We start from the raw sequence: 14,034 nt of genomic DNA, 5'->3' as shown, positions 1-14,034 counted from the left end.
ATTCAACGGGCGGGGTCGTCGAAGGGCCGTGGGGTGAGGCGCACGTCCTGTTCGAGGTTCTCCGGGGTACCGAAGGAGGCGTAGCGATGTGCAGCGCACGCCAGCCAGAGATGATAGGCGTGTCGGGCGTTTCCCAGGTTCAGGTTGAACTGCTGCTGAAGCCTGTCGATCCGCTTCTGCACCGTGGAATGATGCAGCCCGAGAAGGTCCGCGGCGCCGCGCACCGAACCCGTCTGGGTCACCGCGGTGACGGTCTGATCAAGCCACGGCAAGTTGCCGGCCTCGATGGCGCTGACGACGGGAGATTCGAGGATCTCCTCGGTGCGTGCGCGGAGGAACAATGGTGCGAGAACCCCGAGCTTGTCCCAGACCAGCGCCTCCCCCGGCCGGGCCATGCGCAGCACGATGACGGCCCGCTTCCATGACCAGAGCAGCTCGGGCACGGCCACCGCGGGACCGATGCCGAAGCGCACCTGTCCGCCCACCTGGGAATCCATCTCGACGGGTGCCGGCCGGATCGTGGCCCCCACCTCGACGCCCCGCACGACCGCGGTCGCGTGCAATCCGTCTCCGGCATCGGCCGGCAGGTGCGCGACGACCTGGTAGGTGCGCGTCGCATCCAGCTTCAAGGCCGAGAACAACTGCCGACGCCGTTCCTCGGGGATGGGATCGTTCAGGAGCGTCGCCCAGGCCTGTCGAGGATCGGGAGCGAGCGCGTCCAGTCGATCCGCCCATCGCCGAACGGCGTGAGCGACCCGCTCGAGGACAAGCCCGTGAGTGGCGTCGAGCTGCTCGGTCTCGATCCACGCCCAGCCGTCACCGCCGGCACCGAGCGGGACACGTGGCCACGTCTCATCGAGCTCGGCGGGAGAAGAGTCACGGATGCGCTCGCCGCCGGCCGCGACACGCAGGGACAGTCCGCGCTCGGGATGGCGAACGCCCACGACACGGCCGGTCAACGCCGCCGCGCCCCGGACGTAGGCCTCGGGGCCCACGCCGCGGGCATCGAGCGCATCGAAGTAGTCGACCACCCGCAAGGCTGCCGCCACCGAGTCATCGTTCAGCGCCAGACGGGCGAGAAAGTCTCTCACTCGGTTCCACCCCCTCCGGTGGTCGGCGATCGTCGTACAGTATCACCGGCCCAGCGACGGAAGGCGCCCACCCCGACCGTCCGCTCAGGCCATGTCGACGTCGACGTCCGGAAGGCCGAAGAAGTCGAAAGCGTCCTGAATCGCGAGGTCCCAGAAGTCCCACTCGTGGGTGTACCGATCGCGAATCAGGAACTCGGCATCCAAGCCGATCTCCTGCGCGTGAGCCTGGAACGGTCGCAGCGTCTCCATCACGTAGTCGTCGGCCGCGCCGCACGCGAACAGGAGGCGAGGGAGAACACCGGTGCCGGCGTTCTCGTCGAGCACGCGCCAGACGTTCTCCTCGGAGGCGAGGAACGCCTCCACGCCGCCGGCGTTGTCGACCATTCCCTCCAGCCGCGCGGCGAACACATCCCCCGACCGGAAGTACTCGGGCGTCAGATCGGAGAACTCGCGAGGGCTCGCCGAAAGCGCCGCTGCAGCCGCGAAGCGCTCGGGATTGCTCGCGGCGATGGTGAGGGTACCTCGGCCGCCCATCGACAGGCCCCCGATGAAGTTGTCCTCACGGCGCGAAGAGACCGGCAACCAGTTGTAGACGAGTGGCATCAGCTCATGGAGCAGATAGTCGTTCATGTCGTAGCCGAGCATGAAACGGCTCCAATTGACGTAGTTGCTGTTCAGGCCGCTGGGCATGACCACGGCGACACCCTTGCGTGCGGCGTAGCGCTCGACGTTGGTTTTGCGCACCCAGTCGGTGTGGTCGCCGAACGTGCCATGAAGCAACCAGACGACGGGCAGATCGCGATGCTTCGCGTAGAACTCCCTCGGGTCTTCCTCGCGTGGCATGTCCGGCAGGATCACGCTGAAGGCCTGGTTCGAGCGGAGGTACTTGCTCTCGGTGTTCATCGTCAACAGCGCCATCGGGAAACTCCTCGGATAAGGGTGGACGTCACGTCGGTGTCGGTTGGTGGTCGCGGGGCGCGGTGGTGCCTTGGAGAGCCCGGCCGAGCCGCCGAGAAAGCCAGTTGCGGCGAGAGTCGAGGACTCCCTGTGTCACGGTCGCGTGCGTGTAGGACTGGAATCCATGGAACCCGCCGCTCCACACGTGCAGTTCCGCGTCACCGCCCTCACGCCAGATTCGCGTCGCGTAGTCGACGACCTCAGTCCGGAAGATCTCGGCAGATCCCACCTCCAACAGCGCGGGGGGAAGTCCGGCGAGTGACTCGACGCACGCGGGGGCGTTGGCGCCCGCTGCTGCGACGCCATCGGGGCCGAGGGTGAGCGCCCAGGCCGCGCGGTTCTCCTCACGATTCCACGGCCCGTCCGGCACCTGGCGAGTGGAGTCGCCCTCGGCGCGAGGGTCGAGCATGGGCGCCATCAGCAACTGCCCACACAACGGCGGACCGCCGCGCTCGCGAGCGAGGATGGCCGTTCCGGCCGCGAGTCCGCCTCCGGCGCTCAGCCCCGCGATCACGATGCCGTCGGGATCGATTCCGAGTTCACTCGCCCGCTTGTGCACGTCGCTCAGCACCGCGTAGCAGTCCTCGACCGGTGACGGCGCGATCACCTCGGGGACGAGGCGGTAGTCGACGGTGACGACGCTGGCACCGAACTCCTCGACCCAGCGGCGGTACTCGATCGCCGAGTCCCACGGGCTGCCGACGACCATTCCCCCACCGTGCACGTAGACGATGCAGGGGCGGGGCGCGGGCGATGCCGCCTGACGGACGTGGTGGTACGTGATCTCGGCGCCGTCGTGAGCGGTGACAGTGAGATCATCGATCAGGATCCCGGCATCCTCGAGCGCCGTTCGTCCGGCCAGCGCCCATTCCCGCACCCCCTCTCGCACCGAAGCCAGGTTGCCGGGTTCGAAGTCCAGGACGTAGACCCCGGCGACCTGCAGAGACGCTTCGAGCTCGGGATCGTAGTCAGGCCGCGGCGTGCTCTTCGACGAGGGCGGGATCTCTTCGGTCATGACTTCACCGACCCCTGCAGGAGTGCGGCGCTGAACTGGCGCTGGAAGATGACGAACACCAGAAGGGTCGGGATCATCATGAGAAGCGCGGCAGCACACAGCATCACGACGTCCGTCGCATGGGCCCCTTGGAAGCCCGCAAGGGCACCACCGACCGTCCGCTTGGACGGGTCATCGATCATCACGAGGGTGAGGATGAAATGGTTCCAGGTCCAGAGGAAGCTCAGGATGACCATCGTCGAGATCGCGGGCCGCGCCAGCGGGAGCTGGACCTGCCAGAAGGTGCGGAACGGCCCCGATCCGTCGAGCTGAGCCGCCTCTTCGAGCTCGGCCGGCATGCCCAGGAAGTGGGAACGCATCCAGAAGATCCCGAACGGCATCTGCAGCGCGGCCAACGGCAGCGCGACACTCCAGGGGGTGTTGGTGAGACCCAGACCCTGCATCGTCAGATACAGGGGTGTGATGAGACTCTCCGTGGGGATCGTCAGACCGGCAAGGAAGAGCACGAAGATCACCCCCGCCAGCGGTACGCGCAGCCATGTCAGACCGTAGGCGGCCATGGTAGCGCCGAGGACCACAAGAGGAACGACGATGACGACGAGCGTGGCGCTGGAGAGCATCAAGGTCGGGAAGTTCGCCAGTTCGAACGCGGTGGCGAAGTTCTCCCAGTGCAACTCCCGCAAGAACGAGATGCCCGACGGCAGCGTGTTCGCGGGCGAGAGTGCGACCGACAGCAGCGCGACGAACGGAAGGAGCGTGAAAAGGATCAGCAGGATCAGCACGATCCTGCTGGTGATGCGTTCGGTGAGTGAGACGCGCATGGGTCAGTCCTTCGCGGCCAGTCGTTGCAGGGGGATGATCACGAGCAGGACCACGACCATGAGGACGATCCCCATCGCGGCCGCGCCACCGACCTGCTGCTGCCCGAAGGCCAGGTTGTAGATGTCGATGCCGGGCACGATGGTCGCTCGGTTGGGGCCTCCCTGCGTCGTCATATAGACGATGTCGAAGCTCGCGAGCGCGGCGATGATGGTCAGCGTTGCCGCGACGACGAGCTCTCGACGAAGTCCAGGCACGGTGACAGCGAAGAACTCCTGGAACGCATTGGCGCCGTCGAGTCGGGCAGCCTCGTAGAGCGCCGGATCGATCTTGCTGATTCCCGCGGTGAGCATCATGGTGACAAGACCCAGCAGCGCCCAGGTGCCGATGAATCCGACCGCCACGAGTGCCGTCGACGGGTCTGCCAACCACGCGCGGGTGATACCGCTGAGACCGACGGCGTCGAGAATCTGGTTCGCCGCGCCCTCGCGCGAGTAGATCCAGCTCCACCCGATGGCGGCCGCGACGATCGGAATCACCTGCGGCATGAAGAGGATCGTGCGCACGGCCGCCGCCGAGCGTCGGCCGACCGCGGCTCGCGTGAGAACCGCTGCCGCGAGCCCCAGCGTGAGCGTCGCTCCGCAGAAGAAGATCATCAGCTCGAAGGCATGCAGCAGCGACTCGAGGCGAGCCGGGGAGGTGAGCACCTTGACATAGTTCTCGAATCCGACGAACGTCGCGGCCCCGACCCCGTTCCAGTCATAGAAGGAGTACTGGACGGCGTTGCCAAACGAGCCCAAGATCAACCAGCCGTACAGCGCGAGCGCGGGCGCGACGAACACCACGCCCACAAGCGCGCGACGACGAGTCAACGAGGTGCGGAACACACCTCCCCGGCGAGCCATCAGCGACCCAGATCGGCGGCGTAACCGGCCTGCACGGTGTCGATGAACTCCTGCGGTGTGCGCGAACCGAGCACCAACGCCTGCATCTCGGGGTTGAGGGTGTTGAGCGTGAAGGCTGCGGATCCGTTCGCGATGAAGTCCACCGCGCCGTCATCGGCGAGCACCTGCTGGAAGGCGGCCAGGGTCTGACCGACCAGCGCGCTGCTGCTCGTCGGCACCGGCATGTCGACGGGGCCGCCGGGCGAGCTGCCGAGCACGTCCACGATGATCTTGCGGGCCTGGTCGTTGGACTGCACCCAGTTGAGGAAGTATGCCGCGGCATCCTTGTTCTTCGAGCCCGCGGGGATCGAGTAGTTGGCCGGCGATGCCATCGTGTACTGCTTCGCACCCGCGTCGGCCGGCGGGATCAGGAAGAAGCCGACGTTGTCGCCCATGGCAGCCGCGAGACGGGCGTTCTCCCAGTCGCCGACGGGAACGTACAGCGCCTTGCCTGCCTGGAAGTCGGCCATCATCGTGGGGTAGTCCACCGATACCGCATCGGGCGAGATCACACCGTTCTTCGTCCACTCCTGGAGCTTCTGCGCGGCCTTCAACATGCCGGGCTGATCGAAGCTCGCGCCGGGGCGCTGGTAGATCCAGTCGTTGATCTCCGGAGCGTTGCCGTAGGCGTTCTGGAGCTCCTGCAGCAGGAATGGGGTGCCGGCGTCCTTCGCGGCGAGCGAGACACCCAGGTGTCCGGCCGCGACGGCGTCCGTCACCGACTTCTCGAACTGCGCGAACGTGGTCGGCGGGCCCGACATGCCGATTTCCGCCGCGATCTTCTTGTTGTAGTAGATGCCGGTGACGTTGTAGCCGATGCCGACGGCATAGAGCGAGCCCGTGCCGCGGTCACCGTTGGGGGCGATGCGAGCGATGCGCAGAAGCTCCTGCGACCAGCTGCTCCACTTGTACGCGTCGAAATACGGGTCGAGGTTCGTGAGCAGTCCGTCGCGCGCCGGCTGTGCGAGCGCGGGAGTGAACAGGATGTCGGGCGGGGTGTCGCGCGTCAGGATGCGCGACAGGTTCGTGTTGATGTTCGAGTTCGCCTCCGCGACGACATCGAACGTCACCGTCGGGTTCTGGCGGGTGAACTCTGCGGTCAGCTTCGTCACGACATCCGCCGCTTCCTGGCTTGTCATGATCTGCAGCTTGATGGGGTCCGCAGGCAGAGTGGTCGAGACGTTGGCGGCGGCGGTTGCGGGGCCGGTGTTCGCTCCGCCTGCTCCGGGAGGGGCACACGCCGTGAGGGCGAGGGCTGCGGTGGCGACGGCCGCGGTGACGAGCACGTGACTCACCCTGGTGTGCCGCCCGCGCCTCTTTGCTGTGATCGGGCTCATGGGATTCTCCTTTGGTATCGACATTGACCCTGTCCGAAGAATTCTCGCCAGAGCGTCAAGACCCGCGAAGCCGCAACTCGCTCGCACTCGGCGCGGTCGCATCCGCCGGGTGGCGGCAAGGCCGTGCGCTCTCCGGGGCCAGAGGAGAGTTTCCTCCGGCCGATCGTGCGATATCCACGCTTGCCTCGCCTGCTATATCGGTATAGCTTAAGTCCCGGTGGCGGTGAAGCCCGCCGGGACCACCCACTGCCGCCCGCCTTCGTCACCCGCACGTACAAAGGAGTATGACCATGAGCGCACTCTCGGCTCGCCCCGCCCCGAACCCCTGGTGGGTGGGCTTCGTCTGCGGAATGGCGACCTTCGTCGACGCCGCCGCGACCACCGGCATCGGTGTCGCGCTCGTCCTCTTCCAGTCGTTCGTCCCCGGAACTCCGGGCCTCACGCCCGACCAGGTCGGCCTGCTGACGGGCGTGCTGACCGCGGGCGTCGCGATCGGTTCGCTCGTCGGAGGACGCCTGGCCGACCGATTCGGCCGTCGCCGTATCTTCCTGGTGACGATGAGCCTCATCGTGCTCGGATCGCTCACGCCGTTCTTCGGCGTCTCCTTCGGCCTTCTCCTGCCCGGCATCGCACTGATCGGACTGGGCGTCGGCGCCGACCTACCCGCCGCTCTCGCATCGATCTCCGAAGCGGCCACCGACCGCAACCGCGGCAAGATCCTCGTGTTCTCGAATCTGCTCGGCGGCTTCGGCATCCTGCTCGCGGTGCTCATCGGCATCAACTTCGGTCAGCTCGGCGAGGTCGGCGGACGCATCATGTTCGGGGCCTTCGGCGGCGTCGGTCTCGTCGTGCTGGCACTGCGCCTCACGATCCCCGAGTCGGCGGACTGGATCGCCGCCCGCGACGAGCGCCGCAACGGCGTGCAGACCGTCCGCGCCGAGCGCGGCCGTCTCCGCGACTTCGGGCGCCCGCAGTACCGCCGGCCGTTCGTGACCCTGCTCGTCTACTACACGCTCGCCTCGATCGCGATCAGCGTCGCCGGCAGCTTCGGCACCTTCGTGGCAGTCAACGTCGCCGGCATCCCGGTGAACGAATACCAGGGATGGACGCTGCTGGCGATGCCCGCCGCCATCCTCGGCGCCGTCTGGTTCATGGCCGTCGCCGACACGCGATTCCGCATGAGCTACTACGTCATCGGGGCGATCGCCGTGGTCGTCGCGAACCTGGTGCCGGTGGTGTTCGGCTTCACCCTGCCCGCCCTGATCGTCTCGGTCGTGGTGACGACCTTCGCCGGCGCGTTCTGCTTCGAGACGATCATGAAGGTGTGGACGCAGGAGTCCTTCCCCACCATGCTGCGCTCCACGGCGCAGGGAACGGTCTACGCCGTCGCCCGCTTCGCGACCGCGGCGTTCAACGTCGTCACCCCCGCCCTGCTGCTTCTCAACCCGAGCGCCGTCTACGTCGCCGTCTCGGTGGTGGCCGCCGCAGGCTTCCTGATCGGGTGGATCGGGTTCCGGCGCGGTGTGACCAATGCGTTCGACGTCGAGGCGGACGTGGTCTCGGCATCCGACGCGAACGCGTCTGCCGCGACACTGGCCCGCTGAACCGGCTTCCCCGAGGAAAGAACACCCATGCGACTCGTCCCCTTCGAGACCACCGTCCGCTCGCTCACGCTGCGGGGCACGCACTACCTTCCGGATGCCGCGACGGGCGCCGAGCCGGCACCGCGGCCGACCGTCGTGCTGCTGCACGGCTTCGGCGGATCGCGAGTGGAGACCACCGGCGTCTTCGTCGCTCTGGCGCGCGCGCTGGTCGCGGCCGGGTTCGGCGTGATCGCGTTCGATCGCGCGGGGCACGGCGAGAGCGACGGCGAGTTCTTCGACACGACGGCGTCGGCCGATATCGCCGACACGCTCGCCGTGCTCGGCGCCGTGCGAGAGAGTCCCGACGTAGATGCCGAGAACCTCCACCTCGTCGGCATGAGCCTCGGCTCCGTGATCGCCGCGGTCGTCGCGGCGGAGGCGGGAGCGGGCGGCATCCGCTCGCTGACGATGTGGTCGACGGCCGCCGTGTTCGTCGACGACATCCGCTCGGGACAGATCCAGGGGCGCTCGCTCGCCGCGCTCGACGGGCCGGACGGGTTCTTCGACTTCCTCGGGATGCGACTGGGCCCGGCGATGCGCGCCGACGCTCTCACGTTCGATCCGTATGCGCGAGCCGCGGCCTACGACGGCCCGGCCCTGCTGCTGCACGGCACGGCCGACTTCGTCCCGGTGCGCTACGCCCAGCGTTACGCCGAGGCGGACGTCTTCGGCGAGCGCGCCGAGGTCGTCGTCGTGGACGGCGCCGACCACGGCTGGGCGCAACTGCCTCAGCGTGACGAACTGATCGCCCGCACCGTCTCCTTCATCCAGTCCCACTCCGAGAGGACCGCTTCGTGACCACCCCCCTGACCCCGTCCCGGATCGGCATCGGCGAGGTCGTGCGCCTCGGAGACGCCGAGGTGCTGCTCGAAGGGCACCTCGACGTCGATGACAGTCGCGGCATCCGCCCCCTGCGCCTGCCCCGCCGCACGTGGGCGCACTTCCCGCCGAACGGCGAGATCCTTCGCGCGATCACGGCCAACGCGAGCGGCGTGCGCGTGCGGTTCACGACGGCCGCGACCACGCTGAGCCTGACGATGCGGTGCACCCAGCTGCACTTCGCCGAGCTCGCCGGCCCGGTCAACGACGTGGTCGTGGAGGTCGAGGGCGAGCCGGTGCACGTCGTGCGCGCCCCCGTCACCGACATCCGTCGACTCTCGTGGATCGGGGATGCCGCGACCGACGAGCCCGCGAGCGAACCCGCGACGCTCGAGATCGCGCTCGGCGGCGCGGGCGGCCCAGGCCCGCGCACGGTGACCGTCTGGCTGCCGCAGGGGATGATCGTCGACCTCCTCGATCTTCGCGCCGACGCCCCCGTGGTCGCAGCGGAGCCCTCCCCGGCACCCGTCTGGATCCACCACGGCAGCTCGATCAGCCACTGCGTCGAGACGCCCTCGCCGACCGGGGTGTGGCCGGTGATCGCGGCGCGCACGAGCGATCTGTCGCTCATCAACCTCGGCTTCGGCGGGCAGTGCATGCTCGATCCGTTCGTCGCCGACACGATCGCCGCCACGCCCGCCGACGTCATCACGCTCAAGGTGGGCATCAACATCGTGGGCGCGCGCTCGTTCGATCAGCGCACGTTCACGCCCGCGGTGCACGGCTTCCTCGACCGGGTGCGCGCCGGTCATCCCGACACCCCGATCGTGCTGGCGTCGTCGATCCTGTGGCCGGGCAGTGAGGACACACCGGGCCCCTCCGACGTGGAGTTCTTCGACGACGGGCATGTCCGTTGCTACGCCGCCGGGGACGCCGACGACGTCGCCCGCGGTGCGCTGACCATGACCGAGTCGCGGCGACAGCTGGCCGAGGTGGTGCGGGTGCGCGCGGCATCCGGGGAACGGATCGCGTACCTCGACGGGCTGAGCCTGTACGGCGCCGACGACCAGGAGCGCTACACGCTGCCCGACAGCCTGCATCCCGACACGGAGCTGTATGCCGAGATCGCCGCGCGCTTCTCCGCCGCCGTGTTCGGTGCCGACGGACTCGTGCCGCGCGCCGGGCTAGGCTGAGACTGCCCGACTCCGCACGGGCGGAGGAGACATCGTGAACGCGACCGAGCAGACGCTGCTGTTCGCCTCGACCGGCCTGGTGCTGGTCGGGACGCTGGTGGTGTTCGTCGTGCAGTTCATCCGCGGTCGCGGGCGCGACGGCGGCGACGGGAGCAACCAGTGATCGCCATCGTCTTCGTCGTGACCGCGATGGCGCTGCTGATCGTCGCACTCGTGCTCTTCGTGCGGGGCCGCCGCGATGCGCCGCAGGGAACCCCGCTGCCCAACGGCCGCGGCATCCTCCTGCTCACCCTCGCCGGCCTCGTGCTCGCGCTGGCGTCGCAGCTGCCCGTCTTCCACTGACGCCACCTCTCCCCGGCCACCTCATCAGAATCGGATGCCGACAACGGATACGGAGGCGTGAGCTCGCGGCATCCGAATCCGGTGCTGCTCTCCGAATCCGTTGCGGCAGAGGCGCCGCGCTACTGGGCCTGCAGTCCCAGGTCGTCGAGGTCGATGATCGAGCGCCACTCATAGCCGGCGGCCTCCACCGCCGCCTGCGCGCCGGTCTTGCGATCGACGACCGTGACGACCGCCACGATCTCGGCACCGGCAGCCGCGACGACCTCGGCGGCCTTCAGGGGCGAGCCGCCCGTCGTGGAGGTGTCCTCGACGATGACGACACGCTTGCCGGTCACCTCGGCGCCCTCGATCTGGCGACCGCGGCCGTGGTCCTTCGGCTCCTTGCGCACGACGAACGCATCCACGGGCGTGCCGGCGGCGACCGACGCGTGCATGACGGCGTTCGCGATCGGGTCCGCGCCCAGGGTGAGGCCGCCCACGGCATCCGCGTTCAGGTCGCGCACCGCATCGAGCACGAGGCGGCCGATCGCGGGAGCCGCGCGGTGGTCGAGCGTGAGCTTGCGCATGTCGACGTAGTACGTCGCCTTCTTGCCGCTGGAGAGCGTGAAGTCGCCGTGGAAGACGGCTTCGGCGGCGATCAGGTCGACGAGGGCGCGACGCTCGGACTCGAGCTCGGGCGTAGAGGCGGCGGTCATGCTGAAGAGTCTACGGAAGCGAAGAACCGGGATTATTTCCGCAGCATCTCTGCCCGCGGCATCCACCCCGCACCCTAGAGTCGGGAACGTCACCCGGCGCGGTGCCCGAGCGATCCCGGGCGCTGCGGCCGACCGGATCGAAGGAGCACCATGGCCCGTATCGGCATCGTCCGCGAGCGCCCCGGCGAGACCCGCGTCGCCGCCTCCCCCACCACCGTCGGCAAGATCCGTGCGCTCGGATACGACGTGAGCGTCGAGGCCGGCGCCGGCGCCGCATCGTCGTTCCCGGATGCCGCGTACACCGCCGCCGGCGCCGCCATCGCCACCCGCGACGAGGCCTGGGGCGCCGATGTCGTCCTGTCGGTCGCGGCCCCCACGGATGCCGAGATCGCGCTGCTGCAGCCGGGGGCGACGCTCGTCGGCATCCTGAGCCCCGCGCTCAGCCCCGACCTGCTCGCCGCGCTCGCCGCCCGCGGTGTCACGGCCCTCGCCATGGACGCCGTGCCCCGCATCTCGCGCGCGCAGTCGATGGACGTGCTCAGCTCGATGGCCAACATTGCCGGCTACCGCGCGGTCGTCGAGGCCGCGAACGAGTTCGGCCGCTTCTTCACCGGACAGGTCACCGCCGCCGGCAAGGTGCCGCCCGCGAAGGTGCTGGTCGCCGGTGCCGGCGTCGCCGGTCTCGCCGCGATCGGCGCCGCCTCAAGCCTCGGCGCGATCGTCCGCGCCACCGATCCCCGCCCCGAGGTCGCCGACCAGGTCGCGTCGATCGGCGGCACCTACCTCGAGGTCGTCGTGCCCGACGAGCAGAAGGAGGTCTCGGCCGACGGCTACGCCAAGGCCACCAGTGCCGCCTACGACGCCGCGGCCGCCAAGCTCTACAGCGACCAGGCCGCCGACGTCGACATCGTCATCACGACGGCGCTCATCCCGGGCCGCGCCGCCCCGCGCCTGCTCACGGCCTCCGACGTCGCCGCGATGAAGCCCGGCAGCGTCATCGTCGACATGGCCGCGGGCCAGGGCGGAAACGTCGAGGGCTCGGTGGCGGGCCAGCGCATCGTCACCGACGGTGGCGTCATCATCCTCGGCTACACCGATCTCGCCGGCCGCCTCCCTCAGCAGGCGTCGCAGCTCTACGGAACCAACCTGGTGAACCTCCTCACCCTCCTCACCCCGGGCAAAGACGGGCAGCTCGCGATCGACGACACCGACGTCGTGCAGCGCGCCGTCACCGTCACGCGTGACGGCGCCGTCACCTGGCCGCCGCCTCCCGTGCAGGTCTCTGCCGCGCCCACGACGCCGGGTACGGATGCCGCGGCATCCACTCCCGCGCCGGCCGCCAAGAAGGGGCTCTCGGCGGGAGCGAAGACCGGCCTGATCGTCGCCGGCGTCGCCGCACTGTTCCTCGTGTGCGCCGTCGCGCCCGCGCCCCTGCCGCAGCACATCCTCGTGCTCACGCTGTCGGTCGTGATCGGGTTCTACGTCATCGGCAAGGTCGCCCACGCCCTGCACACTCCACTGATGAGCGTGACCAACGCGATCAGCGGCATCATCGTCGTCGGCGCCATGAGCCAGATCGTCGTGCCGAACCCCGTCGTGCAGGTGCTCGCGGCGATCGCGGTGCTCCTGGCATCCATCAACATCTTCGGAGGCTTCGCGGTGACCCGTCGCATGCTCGCCATGTTCCAGAAGGGTGACCAGAAGTGACGATCATCACCACCTCCGAGGCATACGACGCGCTTCTGCTCGCCCAGTCCGTCTCGACCGCCGCGTACATCGTCGCGGCCCTGCTGTTCATCCTCGCCCTCGCCGGCCTCAGCAAACAGGAGACTGCCCGCCGCGGCGTCGTCTACGGCATCGTCGGCATGACGATCGCCCTCCTCGCCACCCTCGTGCTCGTCATCGCGAACGGCACCCTCGCGTCGGAGGGTGCGACCGCCGCGCTCGGCATCGGCCTCCTCGTCGCCGCGGTCGTGGTCGGCGGCGCCATCGGGCTGTGGCGGGCGCGCGTGGTCGAGATGACCGGCATGCCCGAGCTCATCGCCCTGCTGCACTCCTTCGTCGGCCTCGCGGCCGTGCTCGTCGGCTGGAACGGCAGCCTCTACGCCGAAGGGTTGCCGGAGGAACTGGTCGGCATCCACCACGCCGAGGTGTTCATCGGCGTCTTCATCGGCGCCGTGACCTTCACGGGGTCGATCGTCGCCTTCCTCAAGCTCTCGGGCCGGATGTCGTCGAAGCCGCTCATGCTGCCCGGCAAGAACGCCCTCAACATCGGCGCCCTGGCACTGTTCGTCGTTCTGACCGTCTGGTATGTCGCGACCCCGTCGATCTGGCTGCTCGTCGCCGTGACCGTGCTGGCCCTCGCGCTCGGCTGGCACCTGGTCGCCTCGATCGGCGGCGGCGACATGCCGGTCGTCGTCTCGATGCTCAACAGCTACTCCGGCTGGGCCGCGGCCGCGGCGGGCTTCCTCCTCAACAACGACCTCCTGATCGTCACCGGCGCCCTCGTCGGCTCGTCCGGTGCGTACCTGTCGTACATCATGTGCAAGGCCATGAACCGGTCGTTCCTCTCGGTGATCGCAGGCGGCTTCGGCATCGAGGCGCCCCGAAGTGCCGACGCCGAAGAGGGCGAACACCACGAGACGGATGCCGCGGCTGTCGCCGAGCTCCTCCGTGACGCGCGGTCGGTCATCATCACCCCCGGCTACGGCATGGCCGTCGCCCAGGCGCAATACCCGGTCGCCGACCTCACGAAGCGGCTGCGCGAGCGCGGCGTCGAGGTGCGCTTCGGCATCCATCCCGTCGCCGGACGCCTGCCGGGCCACATGAACGTGCTGCTGGCCGAGGCCAAGGTGCCCTACGACATCGTGCTGGAGCTCGACGAGATCAACGACGACTTCGCCGACACGGATGTGGTGCTCGTCATCGGGGCGAACGACACGGTCAACCCCGCCGCCGCAGAGGACCCGGGCTCGCCCATCGCGGGCATGCCCGTGCTGCACGTGTGGGAGGCCCGCAGCGTCGTGGTTTTCAAGCGGTCGATGGCCTCCGGTTACGCCGGGGTCCAGAACCCGCTGTTCTTCCGCGACAACACGCAGATGCTGTTCGGTGACGCCAAGCAGCGGGTGGAGGACATCCTGCGGGCGCTCTGACCCGCACCCGCGTGCACAACTCCGCCT

Annotated in this window: 14 protein-coding genes; 7 read left to right on the top strand and 7 right to left on the bottom strand. The window is 68.8% G+C overall.

Annotation, left to right across the window (positions count from 1 at the left end; genetic code table 11):
- Window positions 1–2: 2 nt before the first annotated feature.
- The 6 genes from ACT53O_RS12770 to ACT53O_RS12745 all read right to left on the bottom strand — a co-directional run bounded on the left by ACT53O_RS12770 (window position 3) and on the right by ACT53O_RS12745 (window position 6,112).
- Window positions 3–1,049 (bottom strand): helix-turn-helix domain-containing protein, encoded by a 1,047-nt coding sequence (locus tag ACT53O_RS12770; RefSeq protein ID WP_476152803.1) that lies wholly within the window; start codon window positions 1,047–1,049, stop codon window positions 3–5.
- Window positions 1,050–1,175: 126 nt separating this feature from the next.
- Window positions 1,176–2,009 carry an alpha/beta hydrolase gene (locus ACT53O_RS12765; RefSeq protein ID WP_476152801.1) on the bottom strand — a complete coding sequence of 278 codons (834 nt, stop codon included), beginning with the start codon at window positions 2,007–2,009 and terminating at the stop codon, window positions 1,176–1,178.
- Between the two features lie 28 nt (window positions 2,010–2,037).
- Complete coding sequence (locus ACT53O_RS12760) at window positions 2,038–3,063, bottom strand: alpha/beta hydrolase (RefSeq protein WP_476152799.1); 1,026 nt, start codon at window positions 3,061–3,063, stop codon at window positions 2,038–2,040.
- Entirely contained in the window at window positions 3,060–3,884 is an 825-nt protein-coding gene (locus ACT53O_RS12755; RefSeq protein WP_476152797.1) for a carbohydrate ABC transporter permease, read from the bottom strand. The genes ACT53O_RS12760 and ACT53O_RS12755 overlap by 4 nt, the downstream gene beginning before the upstream one ends.
- Window positions 3,885–3,887: 3 nt before the next feature.
- Window positions 3,888–4,787, bottom strand: coding sequence for a carbohydrate ABC transporter permease (locus ACT53O_RS12750; protein ID WP_347417929.1), 900 nt, complete (start codon window positions 4,785–4,787; stop codon window positions 3,888–3,890).
- Entirely contained in the window at window positions 4,787–6,112 is a 1,326-nt protein-coding gene (locus tag ACT53O_RS12745; protein ID WP_347417930.1) for an ABC transporter substrate-binding protein, read from the bottom strand. Before ACT53O_RS12745 ends, ACT53O_RS12750 begins: the two co-directional genes overlap by 1 nt.
- Before the next feature lie 341 nt (window positions 6,113–6,453).
- Here ACT53O_RS12745 and ACT53O_RS12740 point away from each other — a divergent pair, with 341 nt between their 5' ends.
- Genes ACT53O_RS12740 through ACT53O_RS12720 form a run of 5 tightly spaced genes read left to right on the top strand, consistent with a single transcriptional unit; the run spans window position 6,454 to window position 10,160 of the window.
- Window positions 6,454–7,767: an MFS transporter gene (locus ACT53O_RS12740; RefSeq protein ID WP_476152794.1), complete on the top strand. Its 1,314-nt coding sequence runs from the start codon at window positions 6,454–6,456 to the stop codon at window positions 7,765–7,767.
- 27 nt (window positions 7,768–7,794) lie between these two features.
- Entirely contained in the window at window positions 7,795–8,604 is an 810-nt protein-coding gene (locus tag ACT53O_RS12735; protein ID WP_476152792.1) for an alpha/beta hydrolase family protein, read from the top strand.
- A complete protein-coding gene (locus ACT53O_RS12730; protein WP_051039624.1) occupies window positions 8,601–9,818 on the top strand; it encodes a GDSL-type esterase/lipase family protein in 1,218 nt (405 codons plus the stop codon). Before ACT53O_RS12735 ends, ACT53O_RS12730 begins: the two co-directional genes overlap by 4 nt.
- Before the next feature lie 34 nt (window positions 9,819–9,852).
- Window positions 9,853–9,981: a hypothetical protein gene (locus tag ACT53O_RS12725; protein ID WP_476152790.1), complete on the top strand. Its 129-nt coding sequence runs from the start codon at window positions 9,853–9,855 to the stop codon at window positions 9,979–9,981.
- Window positions 9,978–10,160, top strand: a complete 183-nt coding sequence (locus tag ACT53O_RS12720) for a hypothetical protein (protein ID WP_036320403.1) — start codon at window positions 9,978–9,980, stop codon at window positions 10,158–10,160. Before ACT53O_RS12725 ends, ACT53O_RS12720 begins: the two co-directional genes overlap by 4 nt.
- Window positions 10,161–10,279: 119 nt before the next feature.
- On the opposite strand, the gene pyrE is transcribed toward ACT53O_RS12720, so the two are convergent.
- Window positions 10,280–10,855 carry an orotate phosphoribosyltransferase gene (gene pyrE, locus ACT53O_RS12715; protein ID WP_112932004.1) on the bottom strand — a complete coding sequence of 192 codons (576 nt, stop codon included), beginning with the start codon at window positions 10,853–10,855 and terminating at the stop codon, window positions 10,280–10,282.
- Window positions 10,856–11,005: 150 nt separating this feature from the next.
- On the opposite strand from pyrE, the gene ACT53O_RS12710 reads away from it, so the two are divergent.
- Window positions 11,006–12,562: a Re/Si-specific NAD(P)(+) transhydrogenase subunit alpha gene (locus ACT53O_RS12710; RefSeq protein WP_476152787.1), complete on the top strand. Its 1,557-nt coding sequence runs from the start codon at window positions 11,006–11,008 to the stop codon at window positions 12,560–12,562.
- Between the two features lie 2 nt (window positions 12,563–12,564).
- Window positions 12,565–14,007 (top strand): Re/Si-specific NAD(P)(+) transhydrogenase subunit beta, encoded by a 1,443-nt coding sequence (gene pntB / locus ACT53O_RS12705; RefSeq protein WP_476153165.1) that lies wholly within the window; start codon window positions 12,565–12,567, stop codon window positions 14,005–14,007.
- Window positions 14,008–14,034: the final 27 nt, after the last annotated feature.

Source organism: Microbacterium sp. DMC48 (genome assembly GCF_056313825.1).
This window is presented reverse-complemented; position numbering and strand designations above follow the sequence as displayed.

Coding starts and splice junctions, on each gene's coding strand:
- ACT53O_RS12710 (WP_476152787.1), top strand. CDS start 11,006: ATGGCCCGTATCGGCATCGTCCGCGAGCGCCCCGGCGAGACCCGCGTC.
- ACT53O_RS12765 (WP_476152801.1), bottom strand. CDS start 2,009: ATGGCGCTGTTGACGATGAACACCGAGAGCAAGTACCTCCGCTCGAAC.
- ACT53O_RS12735 (WP_476152792.1), top strand. CDS start 7,795: ATGCGACTCGTCCCCTTCGAGACCACCGTCCGCTCGCTCACGCTGCGG.
- ACT53O_RS12750 (WP_347417929.1), bottom strand. CDS start 4,787: ATGGCTCGCCGGGGAGGTGTGTTCCGCACCTCGTTGACTCGTCGTCGC.
- ACT53O_RS12740 (WP_476152794.1), top strand. CDS start 6,454: ATGAGCGCACTCTCGGCTCGCCCCGCCCCGAACCCCTGGTGGGTGGGC.
- pyrE (WP_112932004.1), bottom strand. CDS start 10,855: ATGACCGCCGCCTCTACGCCCGAGCTCGAGTCCGAGCGTCGCGCCCTC.
- ACT53O_RS12760 (WP_476152799.1), bottom strand. CDS start 3,063: ATGACCGAAGAGATCCCGCCCTCGTCGAAGAGCACGCCGCGGCCTGAC.
- ACT53O_RS12755 (WP_476152797.1), bottom strand. CDS start 3,884: ATGCGCGTCTCACTCACCGAACGCATCACCAGCAGGATCGTGCTGATC.